This window comes from Polyangiaceae bacterium (assembly GCA_016715885.1).
Taxonomy (GTDB): Bacteria; Myxococcota_A; Polyangia; order Polyangiales; family Polyangiaceae; genus Polyangium.
Map to the genome: position 1 here is coordinate 1 of JADJXL010000016.1, position 19,210 is coordinate 19,210.

The 19,210-nt window shown below is 59.4% G+C and carries 13 protein-coding genes and 2 tRNA genes; 11 read left to right on the forward strand and 4 right to left on the reverse strand.

The window, feature by feature from the left end; genetic code table 11:
• Nucleotides 1-772 precede the first annotated feature (772 nt).
• From IPM54_17600 to IPM54_17615, 4 genes are all read left to right on the forward strand, one after another.
• Entirely contained in the window at nt 773-928 is a 156-nt protein-coding gene (locus tag IPM54_17600) for a hypothetical protein (GenBank protein ID MBK9261607.1), read from the forward strand.
• A gap of 933 nt (nt 929-1,861) precedes the next feature.
• Nucleotides 1,862-2,011: a hypothetical protein gene (locus tag IPM54_17605; GenBank protein MBK9261608.1), complete on the forward strand. Its 150-nt coding sequence runs from the start codon at nt 1,862-1,864 to the stop codon at nt 2,009-2,011.
• Between the two features lie 399 nt (nt 2,012-2,410).
• Nucleotides 2,411-2,665, forward strand: a complete 255-nt coding sequence (locus IPM54_17610) for a hypothetical protein (GenBank protein ID MBK9261609.1) — start codon at nt 2,411-2,413, stop codon at nt 2,663-2,665.
• Nucleotides 2,666-2,939: 274 nt separating this feature from the next.
• Nucleotides 2,940-3,335 (forward strand): hypothetical protein, encoded by a 396-nt coding sequence (locus tag IPM54_17615; protein MBK9261610.1) that lies wholly within the window; start codon nt 2,940-2,942, stop codon nt 3,333-3,335.
• Nucleotides 3,336-3,692: 357 nt separating this feature from the next.
• On the opposite strand, the gene IPM54_17620 is transcribed toward IPM54_17615, so the two are convergent.
• Entirely contained in the window at nt 3,693-4,682 is a 990-nt protein-coding gene (locus IPM54_17620; protein ID MBK9261611.1) for an alpha/beta fold hydrolase, read from the reverse strand.
• A gap of 175 nt (nt 4,683-4,857) precedes the next feature.
• Between IPM54_17620 and IPM54_17625 the strand changes: the two genes are divergently transcribed.
• The 5 genes from IPM54_17625 to IPM54_17645 all read left to right on the forward strand — a co-directional run bounded on the left by IPM54_17625 (nt 4,858) and on the right by IPM54_17645 (nt 15,221).
• Nucleotides 4,858-5,823, forward strand: coding sequence for a GAF domain-containing protein (locus IPM54_17625; GenBank protein MBK9261612.1), 966 nt, complete (start codon nt 4,858-4,860; stop codon nt 5,821-5,823).
• Nucleotides 5,824-5,849: 26 nt separating this feature from the next.
• Nucleotides 5,850-7,139: a metallophosphoesterase gene (locus IPM54_17630; protein ID MBK9261613.1), complete on the forward strand. Its 1,290-nt coding sequence runs from the start codon at nt 5,850-5,852 to the stop codon at nt 7,137-7,139.
• A gap of 118 nt (nt 7,140-7,257) precedes the next feature.
• Entirely contained in the window at nt 7,258-9,594 is a 2,337-nt protein-coding gene (locus IPM54_17635) for a hypothetical protein (GenBank protein MBK9261614.1), read from the forward strand.
• 255 nt (nt 9,595-9,849) lie between these two features.
• Nucleotides 9,850-14,274 (forward strand): HipA N-terminal domain-containing protein, encoded by a 4,425-nt coding sequence (locus IPM54_17640; GenBank protein ID MBK9261615.1) that lies wholly within the window; start codon nt 9,850-9,852, stop codon nt 14,272-14,274.
• Complete coding sequence (locus tag IPM54_17645) at nt 14,271-15,221, forward strand: HipA domain-containing protein (protein MBK9261616.1); 951 nt, start codon at nt 14,271-14,273, stop codon at nt 15,219-15,221. Before IPM54_17640 ends, IPM54_17645 begins: the two co-directional genes overlap by 4 nt.
• 46 nt (nt 15,222-15,267) lie before the next feature.
• Here IPM54_17645 and IPM54_17650 read toward each other — a convergent pair whose 3' ends face one another.
• The 3 genes from IPM54_17650 to IPM54_17660 all read right to left on the reverse strand — a co-directional run bounded on the left by IPM54_17650 (nt 15,268) and on the right by IPM54_17660 (nt 16,609).
• Nucleotides 15,268-16,260, reverse strand: a complete 993-nt coding sequence (locus IPM54_17650) for an alcohol dehydrogenase catalytic domain-containing protein (protein ID MBK9261617.1) — start codon at nt 16,258-16,260, stop codon at nt 15,268-15,270.
• Between the two features lie 160 nt (nt 16,261-16,420).
• Nucleotides 16,421-16,492: transfer RNA gene (locus IPM54_17655), tRNA-Glu, on the reverse strand.
• A 46-nt stretch (nt 16,493-16,538) separates the two neighbouring features.
• Nucleotides 16,539-16,609 (reverse strand) — tRNA-Gln (locus IPM54_17660).
• Nucleotides 16,610-16,916: 307 nt separating this feature from the next.
• Here IPM54_17660 and groES point away from each other — a divergent pair.
• Both groES and groL read left to right on the forward strand, forming a co-directional pair.
• Nucleotides 16,917-17,222: a co-chaperone GroES gene (gene groES / locus IPM54_17665; GenBank protein ID MBK9261618.1), complete on the forward strand. Its 306-nt coding sequence runs from the start codon at nt 16,917-16,919 to the stop codon at nt 17,220-17,222.
• Nucleotides 17,223-17,423: 201 nt separating this feature from the next.
• Entirely contained in the window at nt 17,424-19,094 is a 1,671-nt protein-coding gene (gene groL, locus IPM54_17670) for a chaperonin GroEL (protein ID MBK9261619.1), read from the forward strand.
• Nucleotides 19,095-19,210 lie beyond the last annotated feature (116 nt).

A 19,210-nucleotide genomic window follows, 5' to 3' on the forward strand; every position in this document is an offset into this window, starting at 1 on the left:
ATCATACGGGCGCAGCAGCGGGCGATGCGGCGACGCATTGTGTGCACGCTGGCCCCGCTGTCAAACGTTAGCGTGCAGCAAGACCTACGAAGGTTTTGCGCCATCGCGACCGTCGTATGCCCCAATAGATTCAAGGACCACGGCAAGTTGCACGACGTCATGTGAGGTTGGACCAGCGCGATGATGCCGTACAACACGTCGTTCCACGGCTTGACAACACGACCAAGTGCCGTACCTATCACCTCTCCGTTGCAGCGACGGATGCCACGCAGGCGGCGACGCACTGTCCACGCACGATCACGCAATCGCCCACCTGCATGTGACGAGCTCACTCTCATGTGACGAGCTGCGCAGAAAACGCACCGAACCCTGCGACGGTTTCGCACTGTCGCGGGGTTCGTTCGACCCCCCTCGGAATCGTCTTTTGCGCCCCTGCTTTCCGTGTCCACCCCGCTGCTCTTCACGACGAATGCATTCCCGTCAATTTTGGGTTCTGGCTTAACATACTGTCTTCGCGATAGCTGGCACGGCATGCGCCACTTTCGAGGCTCGAAGAGTTGCCTCGGCGGCGAGTGCTACGTCTTCGGGTTCCTCGGTAGCTCGAGCAGCGGAGGTTCGTCGTGCGAAACCACTCCCACCGTGGGTGACTTTCCCTGCGACGTATTCACCGTGCTCCAGAACAACTGCCAATCGTGTCATCAAGACCCGCGGTGGGCGCACTCCATATCCGCTGCTCCCGTTCGAGGACACGCGCGAGCTGCATGGCATGACGATGACGCCGCGCTGGAAGCGGATGGGGCTGGTGGTCGGAAGCAACCGCTTGCCGCTCGGCATGACGATGTCCGCCGAAGACAATCGACAACACGCACCACCACCTCGCGACTGGGTGGACTATGCCCCGCCAGCCGAGGGCATGGGTTGCGAATGACGAACAAAACGCATTCTGCCCGGTCCGTGTCGCTCCATCCTTGAATGGGTGCGCACGCCACATCAGAAAATACAAAAATGTTCCAATCGTATCGTCGCTCTGCGTGCGTAGTTGCTCGTGGTGCGATAACGACCGGCCTACGGTTTTTGTCCAATTGCTGTGGGATACACGGTAAGCATCAATTCATGTGGTGGATAGTACGGTATGTTTGTCCCCGGACGTAGCAGAACGTGAAAAGGTGCGAGCGCGGCGATTGATTACATTAGGATTTGGGGTTCGATCTTGCCAGTCGAGGGGGTTTGTCGGCGGGTGGGTTTTGGCCACCAACGATTGCAGCGTCCGTCAAAATGCCAGGATATTGGTGGACGTGCGGTTTGGCTCGGAATATATGAGGAGGACGAACATGTCGCCGGCACCCCATTCCCCGGACCCTCCTCCAGTCAGTCAGGCGCGCCAACGACGTCTACGAAGCGTGCGGACCTCTGTCGTCCGATGGCGCTGCCGCAGTGCTCGTGTACGCGCGCTCGATGCTCGAACAATGATACCCGCCGATCTTGCAGAACACTGCGGTCCACCAGCGTTCCGCGTGGACCGTCGAGCATGCTGCGAACAGATTGAAGGACGGGATCCATCGCAAGGAGCTGGTGTTCATCGCATGGGTGTATCGGTTGCTGCACGCGCGAAGGCGTGCGGCGGCGATAAACACTGCAGGATTCAAAGCGCGTTTGCCCGAAGCGCGAGCGGGTAACTTGATGGCTCGAGCGTTGTCGGAACACGGAGGGCGTGTCGCCGCTCTTAACGCTGACCCCTCTGCGACGCACGGCGATCGCCCGGGACGTATCATCTGATTCGGCCCCCGCCGCTCGGTGACGTGAAACATCCGCTCGCGCACTTGACGGGAATCCTTCCGGTTGCGGCAAAGCCGAGGAGACGTTGCCTTCGTTTGCGAGGCGGGTGCATGCGGACGAGGCGCTTCGCGATGGGCGTCCGCGGTTGGTCACGCTTTCTCCCGAGGCGTTTGCGGCGCGTGTGCAGGCGCTCGTCGATCGAGAAATGGAGCAGGCGGTGACGAGACTGTTCTGAAGCTCGAGGATCTGGGCGAGATGACGGGGATGGACTTGGATGCGTTCAAAGGCGCGGTTGCTCGGCACTGAGCGGGCGGCTGAAGCAGGGCACCGAAGGACATGCCGGATTCAGTGGCGCTGGTGCAGGCATCGACGATTCAGGACGAGTGCAACGCGTGGTCGGTCGTGTGTCGATCAGACAGGCCGCTGCGATTCGTAGGGCCCGCAACAACTCTATCGTGCGCAAGCTCGTGCTGCACGCGCCGTAGCAGCTCGTGCGATTTCCGGAATCACGTCGGCCTGCCGAAGTGAGATGTTCACGCGCAGATGATGCGCACATCGAAGGCCATCAACGCTTACGCGCTCGTAAAGCGCCCTGCTCGATTCGCCGCGTCTCGTTCATTGAGCAGCGTTGGCGATGATTGTCGCGGGCAGCCCGCTCGTAGGATGCAGCCATGCGTGGGAGGACTATGATCCCAGGCTTGCAGGCAGCGGCGGCGCAGAACCGACGACGACGGGCGGCACGGGCGGGATGGGCGCGAGCACCGGGGGCGCTGGTGGAATGGGCGCTGGCGCAGGAGGCATGGGCGGTGAAGGCGCCGGAGGCTCGGGCGGAGGTGTTGTCGATTGCGGCGGGACGAGCGCGCTTGCAGCCGATTTTCTCAGGCAATAACCTCGGTGGGCTCTGGGATGCTGGCGACTAAGGCGGCGCGACCGCCTCGAAACGGGCGGCGAGTTCGTTGTCAGCCTGCCCATGGCGAGCGCTGGCGAATCCGGTGGATACCTCAAATCCACGCATTATTACGATTTGCGAGGTGACTTCGTCTCGGTGGAAGTCACGAGCGCGGCCGATCCGTCGAGCTCAGCGTGGGCGTATTTGGTCGTCACCATGGACGAAAACAATTACGTCGAAATTTACCAGGAGGGGTGGATTCCTGCTTTTGGTCGTGAAGTCGGAAATTCGTACACCGAGCTCGCCAAGTTTCAATACGACCCCGTCGCACCGCTTCTGGCAGTTTCGCGAAAGCGGTGGCGACACGTATTTCGAGACGTCACCCGATGGTCAGAATTGGGCCATTCGAGCGCAGACACCGACGGCAGATCTGTTTCCCGTCGACCTCGTGCAGGTCGCGCTCGGCGGTGGTGCGGCTGCCGGGCAAGCGAGTCCGGGTGAAGTGCGTTTCGATAAATTGAATGGCGGAGGTGCTCCCAAGCAGAAGTATTGTCCCATGAGCTCACTCACCGACGACTTCGCCGATGGAGCCGAGGAGCATGCACTGGGCCCGTTCTTGGGAAGGGCAGGATGGCATGCTTGCCGAGCAGGACGGGCAGTTCGTCATTAACTATGTCCCGAATGCCCAAGCTTATGCGGGTCTGGTTTCGGCCAGCGCATTCGACCTGACTGGCAGCTCCATCGTCATCGAGGTTCCTGTCGTCCCGCCGGAATCGGCGCAAGCGCACATGGGTTTGCAGCTCAATGGTCCTTTCGACAACGACGTCGAAATGGTGGTGGAGCAAGGTAAGCTCAAATTGGCGTTGAAGTTGCCGACACTCATCAAAGCTCGGCTCCGTCCTTTATTCTCCGACGGATCATCGATGGTGGAGGATTCGCGAGGCATCGAATACGCTGTATTGGGAGACGGCGCCGGACGGCAAGACGTGGACCACGCGGATGCAAGTGTCGCCCCCGCCAGTGCCGGTCAATGTATTGGATATCGAGATTCACGGTGGGACATGGGCGGCACAGCCTGCGCTGGGCGATTGCCGTGCGGACAATGTGAATCTCCCGCCGCTTTAGAGCTCGTCAACTGTCCGTAGCCGTCAGCGTCGCAGCATTCACCGGAACGCTTTGATGCGTCGTCCAAGCTTTGGTGAATGGCCGCCATGAAGAGGCGCGGAGCGTCGACGTGTGGCGAATGCCCCTCCATGCGGCTCTTCGAAGACCGTATGCGCGGGCAAGTTTTGCTTGAAAACTCGAGGCAACACGTGGGAATGACGCGATCCGACCTTCCCCAGAGCACGCGAATGGGCATCGAGAGCGACAAAAATCTTCCGGCTTGAAAAAAATGTTCCGGACGAACCGTGCGCAAGATGGAACGAACGGCCGGATTTTTGAAGAGCTGGATGAGGTCGGGGATGATGAGCGGCCCGTACCAAGGCACTTGGTGATGCAGTTTTTCGAGGAACGCGTGCGCGTCGCGGATGTTTTCCACTTGAAACAGGCGCAGGAATTGCTCGCGTTCGTGCGGGTCGTCAACGGGCGCGCCTCCCGGTGAAGCGAGCACCAGGCCGGCGACTCGGTTTGCGGCGTGCTGAGCGTACTTCAGGGCCATCGCGCCGCCGAGCGAGCAGCCGACGACGAGCGCGGGCTCGCGCAGTTCGCGGTCGAGCACGTGCATGATGGATTCGAACAGGCGTTCGGGGTCGAGCGTGCTGCGAGGTGGACTGGACAAACCATGCCCGGGCGCATCGATGGCGAGCACGCGGCGGCTCGTTTTGCGCAGCCGAGAGAGGAACGGGGCGAACGGTGACGCCGATGCGCCGATGCCGTGCAGCAGCACGACGGGTTTGCGCGAGCCTTCGCCGGGTGCGTCGTACACGTGCACGCGGGCGATGGGCGTGTCGATGTGGCGGCTTTCGACGCCTCGGCGAACGAGCACGGCGCGCGTGACGCGTTCGAGGACGGGCATGACGACCATGCTTGCAGAGATACCATGGACATGGGCGGTGCGTCAGACGTGTTGGTGAAGGACGGCGTGGCTCGGGCCGCGCGCCAATGTGATTGAGTCTGCTTGCAATCGGCGTATCGTGCGGACTTCTCGCAGAGCCGCCGATCGCCGCATTCATTTTGGAGTCACGACGCCCATGGCGTTGGAACAGCTCGTAGATCACGCTCAAACGCAGACGCTCGTCGACTTTTTGTCGATGGTCGTGGCCGAGATCTCCTTGGCGAAAGACATTGACGGCCTCGCGCAGGCATTGATCGCCATCGTCGACCGTTTGGTCGATACCGAATATTTGAGTATTTATTTCGTGGACGATCGTACGGGCGACTTGGTTTTGCCTTATGCGCGAAACTTTTCGGAAGAGGAGCGCGCGGCAGCATTGCGCACGGCCAAAGATCGTCACCCGGGACGTGTAATGAGGACGCGGGAAACGCTGCACATTCCGGATGTCGTTGCGGATCAGCAAAAGAATTCGCAAGAGAGCCGCCGGTCATTTCAGGTGAAATCGCGCCTCTGGATGCCAATCGTGTACAATGCAGCGAGCGTGGGGGCCATGGGGCTTGCTGCCATGCGCACGCATGCCTATAGCGACTTGCACGTATCGGTGCTCGGGTTTGCCTGTCAAATTGCTGCGACGACGTATGGGAGCATAACGAACGAAGATCGCCTTTTGCGCAAGGTTGAATTCATCGAGCAGCAAAAGGAAGAGCTGCGGCGGCTTGCTTCGCCGATGATGGAGGTTTGGCATGGCGTACTGGCGCTTCCCCTCATCGGAACGATGGACGCGGAGAGGTTTACGATCGTGGCGGAAAAACTGTTGCCGGCGGTCGTTGAAAAACGGGCCAAAGCCGTCATCGTCGATTTGACGGGTATCCAATCGATGGATGCGGACGCGGTCGCGCATCTCGTGCGCCTTCACGGTGCGATATCGCTGCTCGGATGTCGGTGTATCGTTTCGGGAATTCGGTATGAAATCGCCAAGCAAATGACGGATCTCGGTGGTGATTTCGACGTGGGGGCGACATTTCGCACCTTGTCCCAGGCGCTCGTGTTCACCGCCCGAAACGGTTCGGACGTCCGAGCCCGAGCGCGCGAGAGGTGCTAAGCTTTCCTTTCGAGGTCGAGCAGAGCATGCGTTTTGGTATGTTTTTCACGCTGGTGTCGCTTCTTCTCGTCGCAGCCAGTTTTTACGTGGGGCGAAGGGCAAAGCAGGCGTTTGGGTTTGGTCGCCGTGCCGAGATCGTAGGCATTGCCATCCTGATCGGCAGCATCGTGGCCATGTTGATCGCGCGTAAGCTGCATGTCCGCCCGATCGGGCAAGTCGCCTTCACCATTACGCTCGCCATCCTGCTCACGACTGTTCTCTTGCTGCTCGTGGATCTCGTGAAGCTGGGCATTCGTTTGCCATTGTTATTGACGAAAACCCGTCCCAGCCAAAGCGAAGCGGCAGCCCATTCGAATGAGCTCGCGACGGCGCCGGTACCATTGTCCGCACCGATTGACGAAGACGCTGCAGAAGTCGCGCCTCGTGAGCTGCCAAAACAGGAGGTGCTGGCGAGCGATCCTTTGGCGAGCACGCGGCGGGTTTTTCTCGGCCAAGCCGTGACGGGATCGGCCATGGTCTTGGGGTCGGGCAGCTCGGTGTATGGGGCACTTTTTGGCCGGCTGGATTATACGGTCGAGGAGGTGCCGATTCGTATTCCAGGAATGTCTCGAAAGCTCGATGGATACACGATCGTGCAGCTATCGGACATTCATTTTGGAGTTTACGTGGGCGAAGCCGAAATGCGTGCCGCCGAGGATCTCGTGCGGAAAGCGCGCCCCGATAAAATCGTTCTCACGGGTGATCTCGTGGACAACAATGCGCGATATGCCGAAATGCTCGGGCGCCTCGTGAGAAGGTTGTCGCCGCTTTCTCGTGACGGGGTCGTGGTGATTCCTGGAAATCACGATTGGTCTTCGGGTATCGACGCGACGATGGGTGCAGCGCAGGAGGGCGGGGCGCGCGTATTGCGTAATGATGGGCTCGTGATTGGCAGCGACAAGGACGGCATTGCGCTGCTCGGCGTGGAAGACGTGTGGGCTCGCAGGCGCAACCCGAATGCAAGGCCCGACCTCGACATGGCCATTTCGCGCGTCCCGGTAGATTTGCCGCGTGTGCTCTTGTGTCACAATCCGGTGTTTTTCCCCGAGGCGGCGGGTAAAGTCGCGCTGCAATTGAGTGGTCACACGCACGGTGGTCAAATCGGTTTGGGGCCGCTGCGCCCGATAGATCTCGTTTTGCCGTATGGATACGTGGCGGGTCGTTACGAACGAGACGGCTCGCAATTGTACGTCAATCGAGGGTTTGGCACGGCCGGTCCGCCCGCTCGATTGGGATCGCCCCCGGAAGTGACGCGTATCGTGTTGGTCGCGGGGTGAGCGTCAAGGCACGACCATCACCTTCATCACGCCTGGCGTTCCCGCGTGCGCATCGCGTTCCCGCGTGCGCATCGTCAAAGACGTTGATAACGTACCCTGGGACGTGTAGGGTCCTGCCATGTCCGTCGAGTATTCGCGAAATAGCATTGCGTGGGAGGAATTCGTTCAGGCCGTGGCTCGTGTCGCGGAAGGTGCATTGCCTGTGGCGCTCGATGCGGCGCGCATCTACACGGGGGACCCCATGGGGTGGGCGGCGCTCGCCAAGGACTTCGGGTCGATCATGAAAAAGGTCGGCGACGACCGCACGAAGGCCATGTCCGCACGCACGCTCGACGAAGGGGTGCGAAAGCTCGTGATGACGTCAGACCGTATGAGCCAGATTCTCGAAAAAGGTTTATCGGCGTCCGTCGCGAAGCTCGGCGAGGTTTCGGGCGCGATCGACGCGCTCAGGTCGGATTTCCATTGGGGCCTCGGCGCAGTGGTCTGGCAGCTCGAGGAGCAGAACGAGACGCTGAAGGCGATTCTGAAGACGCTTCAAGCCCCGCTCGATACGCAGGCGAAGGAGCTGCGAGCACGCGCGGAGTTCGCATATCGCCAGCGCTGGTACGACGACGCATTGAAGGACCTGCTCGCGTCGGAAGAGAAGAATCGTTACGACTTCGCGGTGCATCAGCTCGTTGGTAATATATACCTTTATCATGTACGTCCGGCGAATCTCGACAAGGCGCTCGAGTATTACCTCAAGGCAGCGAAATACGCGGCGCCCCATTCCCTCTATCATACTGCGCTCGCGCATATGTTCACCGCGTTCGTGCACTACTTGAAGGGGCAGGACAATGACGCGATCGAGCAGGCGCGACGGGCGAGCGATATTCGTCCGGCGTTCCTCATTGCCTCGTACAGTCACGCGAAGTTTGCGGCCGCAGCGAAGCGCGCGGACGTTGCCATTCCGAGCCTCGAGCGGGTGATTCGCGCCGATGCAGGGTTTGCCGTCAAAGTTTGTCTTGATCCGGATTTCGTCACGATCGAGGCAGCGGTCGTCACGCTTTTGGAGCGGCTGCGAGCCGAGGCCAAGCATCTCGTCGAAGGGTCGTGGTCGGCGCTTTGCGACACGCTCGACGGTTACGTGCTGCCCGCGGAGCCGCGCGAGAGCCTTACGGTACTGCGGGAAGAAGTTGTCGCGCTGATCGCGCAAGGCACATACCTTGATTATGTGGCCCTACCGGCGAAGATATGCGAGCTCGAGGCGAAGGTGGCGGCGCTCAAGTTGCCGCAGCGGGACGGCGCGCGGAGTGAAGCGTCTGCAATGCTTGCCAGCGTCCGCGCTGGGCTTGACGACCATATCTCGTCGAATACGCTCAGAAAACATTTCGTGGCAATGCTCGAGCGAGGCGAGCGCGCATTGGCCGAATCAACGACCTACGAAGCTGCCGAGAGGGCGCTGGACGTCGCGAAGGAGGTTGCTAGGGAGTGGGTCGACGTGGCCCGATATGGGCTCGTTCGGGCCGTTTTCACAGGGGGGCACACGAATTGGGTGAGAGCCATCGCGTTCAGCCCGAATGGTGCGTTGCTCGCGTCGGCGTCGGATGATGGAAAGGCCAATGTGTGGGACGTTGGCACCGCGAGCGTGATCCATACATTTTCAGAGGCAAATGATCATGGGGCCGTCGCGGTTACGTTCGCGCCGCACGGCGCTCGTCTGATCGTGGGGTTCGATAATGGCAATATCGTCTTTGCGAACACGACGCAGACAGGCTCGCAAAACCCCGTTTTGCGGACCATCACGATGTGGAAAAACGAGAGCGCTCTTTCGTTCGCGTTCGCGCGCGCGACATCCATCGTGCATGGTCCGGGCGGCGCGGTTTTGGCGATTGCGACGGATGACGGCAAGATTCGGCTTTACGACGCAGGCATGGCACATCTCGATGATGCGACGCCTTGGGCGGTGATCAAAAAGGAGGGTATCGAGTTCAAGGCCATTGCGTTTTCGGGTGATGGGAAGACGTTGGCATCGGGCTCTTCGGACGGCGACGTGCGCCTGTGGGGTTTTTCGGGTGTGCACTCGCTCGGCAAACACGAGGCAGGCGTCAACACCGTGGTTTTTGATAGGGAGGGTGGGCTTCTCGCAACCGGCTCAGACGATTCGACCATACGCATTTGGGATGTACGGGAACGCCGCTGCCGTGCCGTGCTGCGCGGCCATCGACACGACGTGCGATCGATTGCGTTCAGTCCCGACGGGCACACCCTCGTCTCTGGCGGATCCGACGAGCAGATTCGGTTGTGGGACGTCGCATCGGGCGAAGAAAAAGCGGTGATCAAGGCGTCGTGCGTCGTTTGTACGGTCACGTATGACCCCACCGGGACGATGCTCGCATATGCGGGATCGGATCACAAAATTCACTTGCGCGATATCGTCGTGCGCAAGGTTGAAGCACCGATCGTGAAGGGTTGAGCTTCGTCGACTTGATTGGCTTGTCGAGCCGGAACATTGGGCGGCCCGATTTCTTTGGACTGGTTCCAATTGGACGTACTGGCGGTGGTAGGCCGTTCGTCGCAGACCCGCCGGCAAAACTTTACTTTCGCGCACAGCGTGTCTATGCTGCCAGACGATGTGTTTCGTCGCGTTCTCCATACAACGTCCCCGTGCGTTCGATCGGCGGGTGAGCGCCAACCTCGTTCCGATCGCCAACCATAACCTCGACCAACCATGAGCGAGCCACGCACCGTTACCCTACTGCATTTGTCGGACCTGCATTTCGGGAGGTACCATCGGTTCAGCTCGGATGGGGGCCAGGACAGCTTGCTCGAACGGTTGCGCGTGGATTTGGATGGGCTGCGAGCGAACGAGGGGCTTCGTCCGGATTTGATCATCGTGAGTGGCGATCTGGCCGAATATGGCAAAAAGGCGGAATTCGAGAGGGCAACGCGATTTTTGCAAAAACTTTCCCAAACGCTCGAGCTGCCCGCAAGGCGTGTCGTCATCGTACCTGGAAATCACGATATCAATTGGAGCTTGAGTAAAAGCTATTTTGAGGAATGCATCGCAAACGAAGAAACGCCCAAGCGGCCTTATGCCAAAAAGCTGAAGTTTTTTCAAGAAGCATTCGCAGTTTTTTATAGCGGCGAGAGGGACATCGTATTCACGGACGAACAACCGTGGAGCTTGTTCGAGTACCCCGAGCTTGGTGTGGTGGTCGCTGGAATGAATTCGGTCATCGCTGAAAGCCACGAGGACCATTTTGGCTACTTGGGCGAAGAACAGTTGCGCTGGTTTGCTGAAAAATTACGCTCCTACAAGGAACGCGGATTCTTGCGCCTAGGCGTCATGCATCACGACCCGCGCGATCGTCGCGGTGGTGGCGAGACGAAGCGAGATCAATCGGATTTGAAAAGGCTTCTCTCACCCTCGCTGAATGTGCTGCTCCATGGGGATATTCACGAGGAAACGGATGAAGCACTTGGTGTCGCTTTGCCGGTTTTCGGCATTGGAAGCTTGGGTGTAAAGCTCGAACAACGCCCCGCCGAAGTCCCCAATGTTTATCAGCTCCTGCAGGTCCATGCAGGGGGCGTGCGTCGCGCATTGCGTGCGTATGCGCCGGATCAGAGTCGATTTTTGCCGAGTGCACGAGCGGATGCGGCTGGGACTGCAACCATTGTGGAGATTCCCGTTGCATTCGACCGAGTGGACGCGTTGGGGCAAGCCGCAGCGCCGAAACGCGAAGCGGACTTGAGTGCGCTCGTGGAGCAGTATCGCAGGTCCATCGTCAAGGATCAGCGGATGCAAACGGTCGGCGATTTGCTCGGGCGAGATGTGCTCGGTGCGCCGATGACCGCCACAGATGTCTTGCGGCTTTTCGTGCCGCAAGACGTCATGCGTGAAGATCCCGCGAGGCACTTCAGGCACGAGCGCACGCGCGATTGGCTGCACGGAGAAGAGCCTGCGGTCTCCGACGTGCAACAAGACGCATTCGGCGAGCGCGACGTTCGCGACGACGCATTTTCCCTGGGCAGCTTTGCCGATTCGGTGACGACGGCGCTGAGCCGAGGTTGGGTGTATTTGCTTGGCGCACCCGGCGCAGGAAAAACCTCACTCACGCGATGGATTTTGTTGTCACTTTGTGTACCCGGTGAACGAATCGAAGGTTTTGCGGACGACTTGGTTCCCATGCGCATCGATATGCGCCTGTTCGACGACGCGTATCGCAAGGCGTCGGGTCAGTATTCATTGTTCGATCATCTCGACCGAATGCTAGCCGAGCGATTTTTGAATCTACGGGGCGAACCGTTGCGAGAGCTCGCCAAGCAGGGGCGACTTTATTTCCTTTTCGATGGTCTGGACGAAGTCATTGACGAGGAGCAGAGGCGCACGTATGCCGAGATGATTTCGGGGCTGGCGCTTGCCGATGAATACGCTCGCTGCCGCGGGGTCGTAACGAATCGCGTGGTTGGAGCGGAAGTCGCGCAGGCCGTTTTCGAGGGGTCGGGGTTTACGACTTACACGTTGCGTGACTTCACGGAAGCGCAGCAGGATCGATTTTTGGATGCGTGGCATGCGCTCGTCTTTGCGCACGAGCCGGAGGTATTGCGACATCGACGTACGCGGCTTTCGTGGGCGCTGGAGGCATCGCCGTCATTGCGCATGTTGTGCGGCAATCCTCTTTGTTGCGCATTGCTTGCCTATTTGAATCGGGACGAGGAACTGCCCGAGGGGCGGCATTTGCTGTACCAAAGAATCCTGGAGCGATTGGCGCATCAGTGGAATGCGAACAAGGGTTTGGCGCATCGCACCACGTCGTTTCGTTTTGATCTGCCCGACAAATTGTCGTTCTTGCGGCGACTAGCGTGGTACATGATGGAAACTGGCGGCGCAGAGGCGGGCAATGTGATTGTTGCAACGGATCTGGTCGATTTTACGCGAGCATTTTGCGAAGAAAAGTGGGCTGAAACCGCGGAATCTGCACGGCTGCGAGCAGAAGCGCTCATTGGTGATTTACGTGGGCGCAACGAAGTGCTCGCGTGGCTTGGCGGGGATCTTTATGGTTTTTCCCACCGCGCTTTTTTGGAATATTTGGTCGCTGCCCGCGCAGTGGAAAAACACGGACGTCCGGGCGGGATCGTCGAGCTTGGAAAATGGTTTGCTCGGCATTGGCGCGAGCCCGGATGGGAAGAGACGCTGCTGCTCACGTGCGGGGTGCTACGCGAAGTGGATCAAGGTCCGACGCTTGTGGTGCGTGTGTTGCAGGAGTTACCCGGCGGGGATCGGTCGGTGGTGTACCGGGAGCTGGACGAGTACCTTTGTTTTTGCATCAAGGCGTTGGGGGAATTGCGGAGTCTGGAGCGGGGGGTCGTGAGGGACTTTGCGGAGGAGATCAATGGGATTTTGGAGTATGAGATTCAATGTGATCCCGCGCATTGGTTATCAGCACATAGATTCCTTGAGCCATTTCGACGATGCGCAGGTAAATGGCCTGATGTCGAGCGATTGATATACGCGACCGACAAGAGGATCGATGAGGGAAATTCATCGTTCGACGAGGCATACCCATTGTGGATTGCCGCTGCGGGTCGAACTGATCGACTTCGTGTTCTATTGAATGCGCTGGAAGTATGCCGAACAAAGCTCGGACCAGATTTGAGTGCCCCATATCCTCTTTGTAGTGAGGCGGCACGGTTAGGAGCATGGTGCGGAGAAGAAGTAAATCGTTTGGTTGAAGCCGCTGCGTTGGAAGATGAGGAACTTAATCGATACAATATTCTCGCGTGTACAATTCATACGCCCGGCATGCTATTCCGAGGCGACGAGCCCATCATTGGCTCGTTCTCACATCTCATGGAGTCAGCATCGGCTCCCGACATACGCATGCGCGCCGCGTGGACGATGTTCAAGGCGGGTGTGCAGAGGGAGGCCGCATTGACAATACTGCGCAATTTCCTCTACGGCAACGAGGCTCATTATCGTCGAGGGGCCGCGCGCATGTTGCTCAGCTTGGGTTTCATAGATGATGCACTGGACACAATCGCTGCGGGCGCTACGCACGATGTCAACTGCCTCGATGATTTGATGCGCCTCGCGCACGTAAATGAGAAGGCTGCGAAAGCGCTACAAGAGATTGCGCCTCGCGTACGACAGCAAGAAGAAATGCGAACCTATGTATGGTCATTTCTTTTCGGCATCCGGCGAAAGTGTCCGATTATTGCACGCGAGGCGATGTCAAAAAGGTTGCGAAAGGAAAACGCTAAGAGTGCGCAACGTTGTCTTCATTTTCTTGTAAATGAGCCGAAGCTAGCGGAATTCATTGCCACGCAGTACACTTGGTTACTACCACGAATTAAGGACAGCGGAACCCGAACCATGGCAGTCATTGACGTGCTTAGACTCGATCCCAAACATGGTGGGGCACCACTGCAGCATCTTTGGCGCATCTTGCTCGATTCTAATGACCTATGGACGGCAATTGGTGCGGCACGTCAAATATTGCAAAGGTGTCCCAATCATGGATTGCGTGAAATTGCGCGCCAAAAAATGCTAATTGGTCTCCGCCCGACGGTGCCCGAACGTAACCGCTTATCTGCGGCAGGAGCTCTCGGGGCTGATGATTCGGCAGCGCGCAGTGTTTACGAAGCGCTTGCAGCAAACGCGTCCGACGAGGTGACCCGTTATGCCGCCGCAAAAACCATTGGCAACATGAAGGCGCTCGCCCACCTCGCTGATCGTGCACATGATGCGAACGTAAAGGAGTCCGCGCGCGAAGCCCTCGACCTTTACACCCACATCCACCGCCTACTCAGCGTCGGTCGTCCGCGTCGTGCGCGGGTTTTCCTCCACAATCAATTTGCCGGCATGCTCGAGGAAATCACCGTCAATGGCGGCACGAAATTCACCTACGACAAGACGTACCGCGAAAAACCTGGCGCGAAACCGCTTGCACCAAACCTACCGCTGCGCGCGGAGCCGTACGACGATCCAAACACGCTCCATCCATTCTTTGCAAACTTGCTCCCCGAAGGCTCCATCTTCGACCAGACCGCTCGACGCCTTGGCTTGCCAAAAACAGACAGATTCGGCATGCTTCTGCACGTGGGTGAAGACGTGATGGGCGCGGTGCAGGTATTGCCCGAGGAGACGAATTGACGGAGCGTACGACAGCCTGCTGGATATGCCTCGGTGAAGCGCCGCCCGATCTACCAGGCGGACGTTATCACCGCGCTTGCGTAGACGCGCTGTTCGGCGTTTCGGACGTCCCTGCCGTTGCCTTCGATCGCTTGACCGTCACGACCTGGGCGGAAGAGCATAGCGGTCGCCTGTCCATTTCCGGATATCAACCCAAAGGCCCTGCGGCTCTCGATGAAAGCGGAACGCGTTTGGTGCTCGTCGAAAAAGACAGCACACACATCGTCAAGCCGCCGCATCCGCAATATCTTTATATCAATGAAAACGAGCATCTCACCATGCGTTTGGCTCGCGCTGTGGGGCTCGACGTCGCCGAACACGGATTGGTGGAGCTGTCTGATGGCAGCATTGCGTACGTGACGAAGCGCTTTGATCGCCCGGCCGGAGCGAAAGGCCCACGCCTGCACGCCTTCGACTTCTGCCAACTCGCAGGAAAAGACCCGACGAACAAAGAGGACTCGACCGCAGAAGAATGCGCGTCGATTGCGCTCCAATACGGAGGACCATCGACGACAATCGCACTGTTTCGGTTATTCGTCTTTGCCGATTGGGTGCGCAATGGGGACCTGCACCTCAAGAACCTAATGATGATGGAAGCTCCCAACGGCGGCTACGCATTGACGCCGGCATACGATCTGCTGTGCACAGAACCTTATGGCAGCACGGGGCTCATGCTTCCGGTGGGGGGCGAGCGGAAAAACGTCACGCGCAAGATTTGGCTATCGTTCGCTGAAGCATACTGCCAAATCGAGCGCTTAAAAGCAGCCGAACTCATCGATTCCATGCTCGAACGACTTCCCGATGCACTGGCACTCGTCGATCGCTCGGCATTTCCGCACGCCGAGTGGAAAAACAAATACAAGCATTTCCTGGCGAAGAAAACGCGTCACCTTGCGGGTAAAGCATAGCCGATCGCAGGAAGTGATTCGCACCGTTCGCGTATCTGATTCAACCTCAAGGCACGACCATCACCTTCATCACGCCTGGCGTTCCCGCGTGCGCGAATGCACGTTCCGCATCTGCAAGCGGATACTTTGCCGCAATGAGCGGCGTCGGATCGATGACACCTTTGCTCAATACGTCGATGGCTCGCGCAAAGTCACCACACCGCGAACCCACGAGCTTGATTTCGTGAATCACGATGGGCGCCAAATCCAAATTCGATTCACCCGCATACGTGCTTTTCAAAATGATCACGCCGCGCGGCCTCACGATCTCGATGGCGCGCGCGAGCCCCGAAGGATGGCCGGTCGCTTCGATGACGACATCGAATCCACTTTCGGAAAAATTCTTTTCGAGCGCCACGTCGAGGCCCGCGGCGGCAAGGATATCGAGGTTCGCACGATGCCGCCCCACGGCAATGGCGCGGCCCAAGTCGCCTCGGCGGGCCGCCATTGCCAAGCCAATGAGCAGCCCGAGTTTTCCGTCGCCCAGAAGGCAAACGCGGTCGCCCGGCCTGAGCGGTGCTTCGTCGAACGCATGTAATGCCGCTGCAAGCGGCTCGATGAACACCGCGTGATCGTCGGCAATGCTGTCCGGAACGACATGCAGGTTTTCGAGTGGAATGCGGACGTATTCGGCAATGCCTCCGTCGCGCCCGACAATGCCGAGCACCGTGCGCGTGGGACAATGGTTGCGGCCGCCGCTTCGGCACGTCGAGCATCGACCGCACGCGCAGTTGATCTCCATGACGACGCGACGTCCTGCGAGCTCACCGCTCGTTCGCGGGTGACCGAATGGTTCGTCATCCGGATGCATCGCGGCGACTTGTCCGAGCACTTCGTGGCCAAGGACGCCGCGAAAGTTCATGTACCCGCGTGCGAGCTCGAGGTCGGTGTTGCAGATGCCTGCGGCGCGAACGCTGACGAGCGCGTCGCCGGCGGATAGCTCGGGCGTCGGCAAGTCGTCCAGCACGACGCCTCGATCGGTGCATACGAGCGCCTTCATGGAACGCTTGTTTCAAATGCGTACGGTTGGCGCAAGCGTCGAGATTGGTTGAAGCACAAACGAAAAACGGCGCCTCGTGAGAAGCGCCGCTGTTCGAATTGTAGGTGTCTCTTTACTCCCCCTCTCCCTCGTAGGGAGAGGGGGCCGGGGGGTGAGGCAGCGATCCCAGCGGGAATTGAACCCGCGTTACCGACGTGAGAGGCCGGCGTCCTAACCGCTAGACGATGGGACCAGTTGTCAAACAATCGTCGGACGCGCGGAGCATAACCGACGATGAGCTGGGGGACAAGGATTCGAACCTTGATAGACGGTGCCAGAAACCGTCGTCCTGCCATTAGACGATCCCCCAAAAGGATCGCGTGGGACCGTGAAGGAGCGACCTTCGTGGCTCACGGGGCGCGGAAATTAGCCGACCTGACGGCCCTGTCAAGCACTTCTTCGTCCAGATTGAGCAGCCTCATCCGCAGGGTCTAGAAAAAACACCAACCACGCATGACCCGACCTTGACGATGGAAAGGAGGGATCTATTTTCCCGCCCGGTTTTAGCCACCAGGGTAGGAGAGTGCCAAAAGTTTTGGTGCTCGATGTCCCCGGTGGCCAACAGGGGCGCACGGGGTTCGCGCCCGCATGTCGAAGACGACGACGAGGAAGCCATCATGAAGATCAGGCCGCTACACGACCGCATTGTGGTCAAGCGTCTCGAGAGCGAGAACCGGACGAAGGGCGGAATCATCATTCCGGATTCGGCCAAAGAGAAGCCGATTGAGGGGCGCGTGGTCGCCGTGGGCAACGGCAAGCTTCTGAAGGACGGCAAGCTCCGTCCGCTCGACGTTGCCGTCGGCGATGTCGTCCTGTTTGGCAAGTACGCTGGAAACGAAGTGAAGCTCGACGGCGAAGCCTTCGTTCTCCTTCGCGAAGACGACCTGTTGGCAGTCACCGAGCCCGCGAAACCCGCGAGCTGACGTTGGATCGACGTTGCCGCTCGAGCGAGCGCTGAGACCGCTCGAGTTGGCACGTCGATCGCAACAGTTTGTCGACGTGGTCCTCGTAAAGCGTCCCGAGCAGGCCGAGGCGGCTTTCTCGTCGAGCGCGTTTTACGAGACACTCGTTTGCGTTGAAAAGATTTCGTGTGCGGCACGCGTTGCCGCGAAGGGTAAAAAGTCATGTCCGCAAAGCAGATCGTTTACAGCCGAAGCGCTCGTGCAGCCGTGCTTCGTGGCGTCAATACGCTCGCCGATGCCGTCAAAGTCACGCTCGGTCCGAAGGGACGCAATGTCGTCATCGAGAAGAGCTGGGGTTCGCCCGTCGTGACCAAAGACGGCGTCACCGTCGCCAAGGAAATCGAGCTGCACTCGAAGCTCGAAAACATGGGAGCTCAAATGGTCCGCGAAGTCGCCTCGAAGACGAGCGACAAGGCGGGCGACGGCACGACCACGGCCACCGTGCTCGCGCAAGCCATCTACAACGAAGGTCTGCGCTTGGTCGAAGCTGGGCACAACCCGATGGACATCAAGCGCGGCATCGATGCTGCCGTCGCCGCGCTGCTCGAGGACCTGAAGAAACAATCCGTGCCGACCAAGGACAAGGCCCAGATCGCGCAGGTCGCGACGATCAGCGCCAACGGCGACACGGACATCGGCAACATCCTCGCCGACGCCATGGAGAAGGTCGGCAAGGAAGGCGTCATCACGGTCGAAGAGAACAAGCGCATGACGACCGAGCTCGAGACGGTCGAGGGCATGCAGTTCGATCGTGGCTACCTCTCGCCGTACTTCGTCACCGATCCGGAGAAGATGAAGACGGTGCTCAACGACCCGCTCATCCTCGTGAACGAGAAGAAGATTTCGGCGATGGCCGATCTGCTTCCGCTGCTCGAGCAGGTCGTGAAGCAAGGCCGCGAGATTCTCATCATCGCCGAAGACATCGAAGGCGAAGCGCTCGCAACGCTCGTCGTCAACAAGCTTCGAGGCGCGCTGAAGGTTGCTGCCGTCAAGGCACCTGGCTTCGGTGATCGTCGCAAGGAAATGCTCAAGGACATCGCGATCCTGACGGGCGCGACGCCGTTCATGGAGGACCTTGGCCAGAAGCTCGACAGCGCGACGATTCGCGACCTCGGCACCGCTCGCCGCGTCGAGATCGACAAGGACAACTGCGTGATCGTCGACGGTGCTGGCGACAAGACCGCGATCAAGGGACGCGTCGAATCGATTCGCAAGCAGATCGGGGAGACGACGAGCGACTACGATCGTGAGAAGCTCCAGGAGCGTCTCGCCAAACTCGCTGGTGGCGTTGCCGTCGTGCGTGTCGGTGCAGCGACGGAAGTCGAGATGAAGGAGAAGAAGGCGCGCGTCGAAGACGCTCTGCATGCGACTCGTGCGGCCGTCGAAGAAGGCATCGTCGTCGGTGGCGGCGTTGCCATGCTCCGAGCTTCGAAGGCGCTCGACAGCCTCAAGTTCGGTGACGAGCGCGACGTGGGTGTGCGCATCGTTCGCAAGGCCTGCGAAGCGCCGCTGCGCAACATCGCGATGAACGCCGGTGTCGATGGAACCGTGGTCGTCGAGAAGGTGCGCGCAGGCCAAGGCACGTTCGGCTACAACGCTGCAACCGACACGTACGAGGATCTGTTTGCCGCGGGTGTCATCGATCCGGCCAAGGTCGTGCACCACGCGCTCGCGAATGCGTCGAGCGTTGCGGCTCTCATGCTCACCACCGAAGCCTTGATCGCGGAAAAGCCGAAGAAGGAAGAGGCTGCTCCCAAGGGCGGTGGCGGCGGCATGGGTGGCATGGGCGGAATGGGCGGAATGGGCGGCATGGGCGACTTCGACATGGGCTGAGTTTCGTCGTTCCCGCCGTCTTGGTCGTGAGCCCCCTGGCGTCTTTGGTGCCGGGGGGTTCTTTTTTGTCCGATCGCACCGTCCGAAAACGACCGCTTTTTGGCCACTCGCCGCGC

Excerpts from the sequence above, each read along its gene's own strand:
- IPM54_17625 (MBK9261612.1), top strand. The coding sequence starts at position 4,858 with ATGGCGTTGGAACAGCTCGTAGATCACGCTCAAACGCAGACGCTCGTC.
- IPM54_17650 (MBK9261617.1), bottom strand. The coding sequence starts at position 16,260 with ATGAAGGCGCTCGTATGCACCGATCGAGGCGTCGTGCTGGACGACTTG.
- groES (MBK9261618.1), top strand. The coding sequence starts at position 16,917 with ATGAAGATCAGGCCGCTACACGACCGCATTGTGGTCAAGCGTCTCGAG.
- IPM54_17630 (MBK9261613.1), top strand. The coding sequence starts at position 5,850 with ATGCGTTTTGGTATGTTTTTCACGCTGGTGTCGCTTCTTCTCGTCGCA.
- groL (MBK9261619.1), top strand. The coding sequence starts at position 17,424 with ATGTCCGCAAAGCAGATCGTTTACAGCCGAAGCGCTCGTGCAGCCGTG.
- IPM54_17635 (MBK9261614.1), top strand. The coding sequence starts at position 7,258 with ATGTCCGTCGAGTATTCGCGAAATAGCATTGCGTGGGAGGAATTCGTT.
- IPM54_17640 (MBK9261615.1), top strand. The coding sequence starts at position 9,850 with ATGAGCGAGCCACGCACCGTTACCCTACTGCATTTGTCGGACCTGCAT.
- IPM54_17610 (MBK9261609.1), top strand. The coding sequence starts at position 2,411 with ATGATTGTCGCGGGCAGCCCGCTCGTAGGATGCAGCCATGCGTGGGAG.
- IPM54_17600 (MBK9261607.1), top strand. The coding sequence starts at position 773 with ATGACGCCGCGCTGGAAGCGGATGGGGCTGGTGGTCGGAAGCAACCGC.
- IPM54_17620 (MBK9261611.1), bottom strand. The coding sequence starts at position 4,682 with ATGCCCGTCCTCGAACGCGTCACGCGCGCCGTGCTCGTTCGCCGAGGC.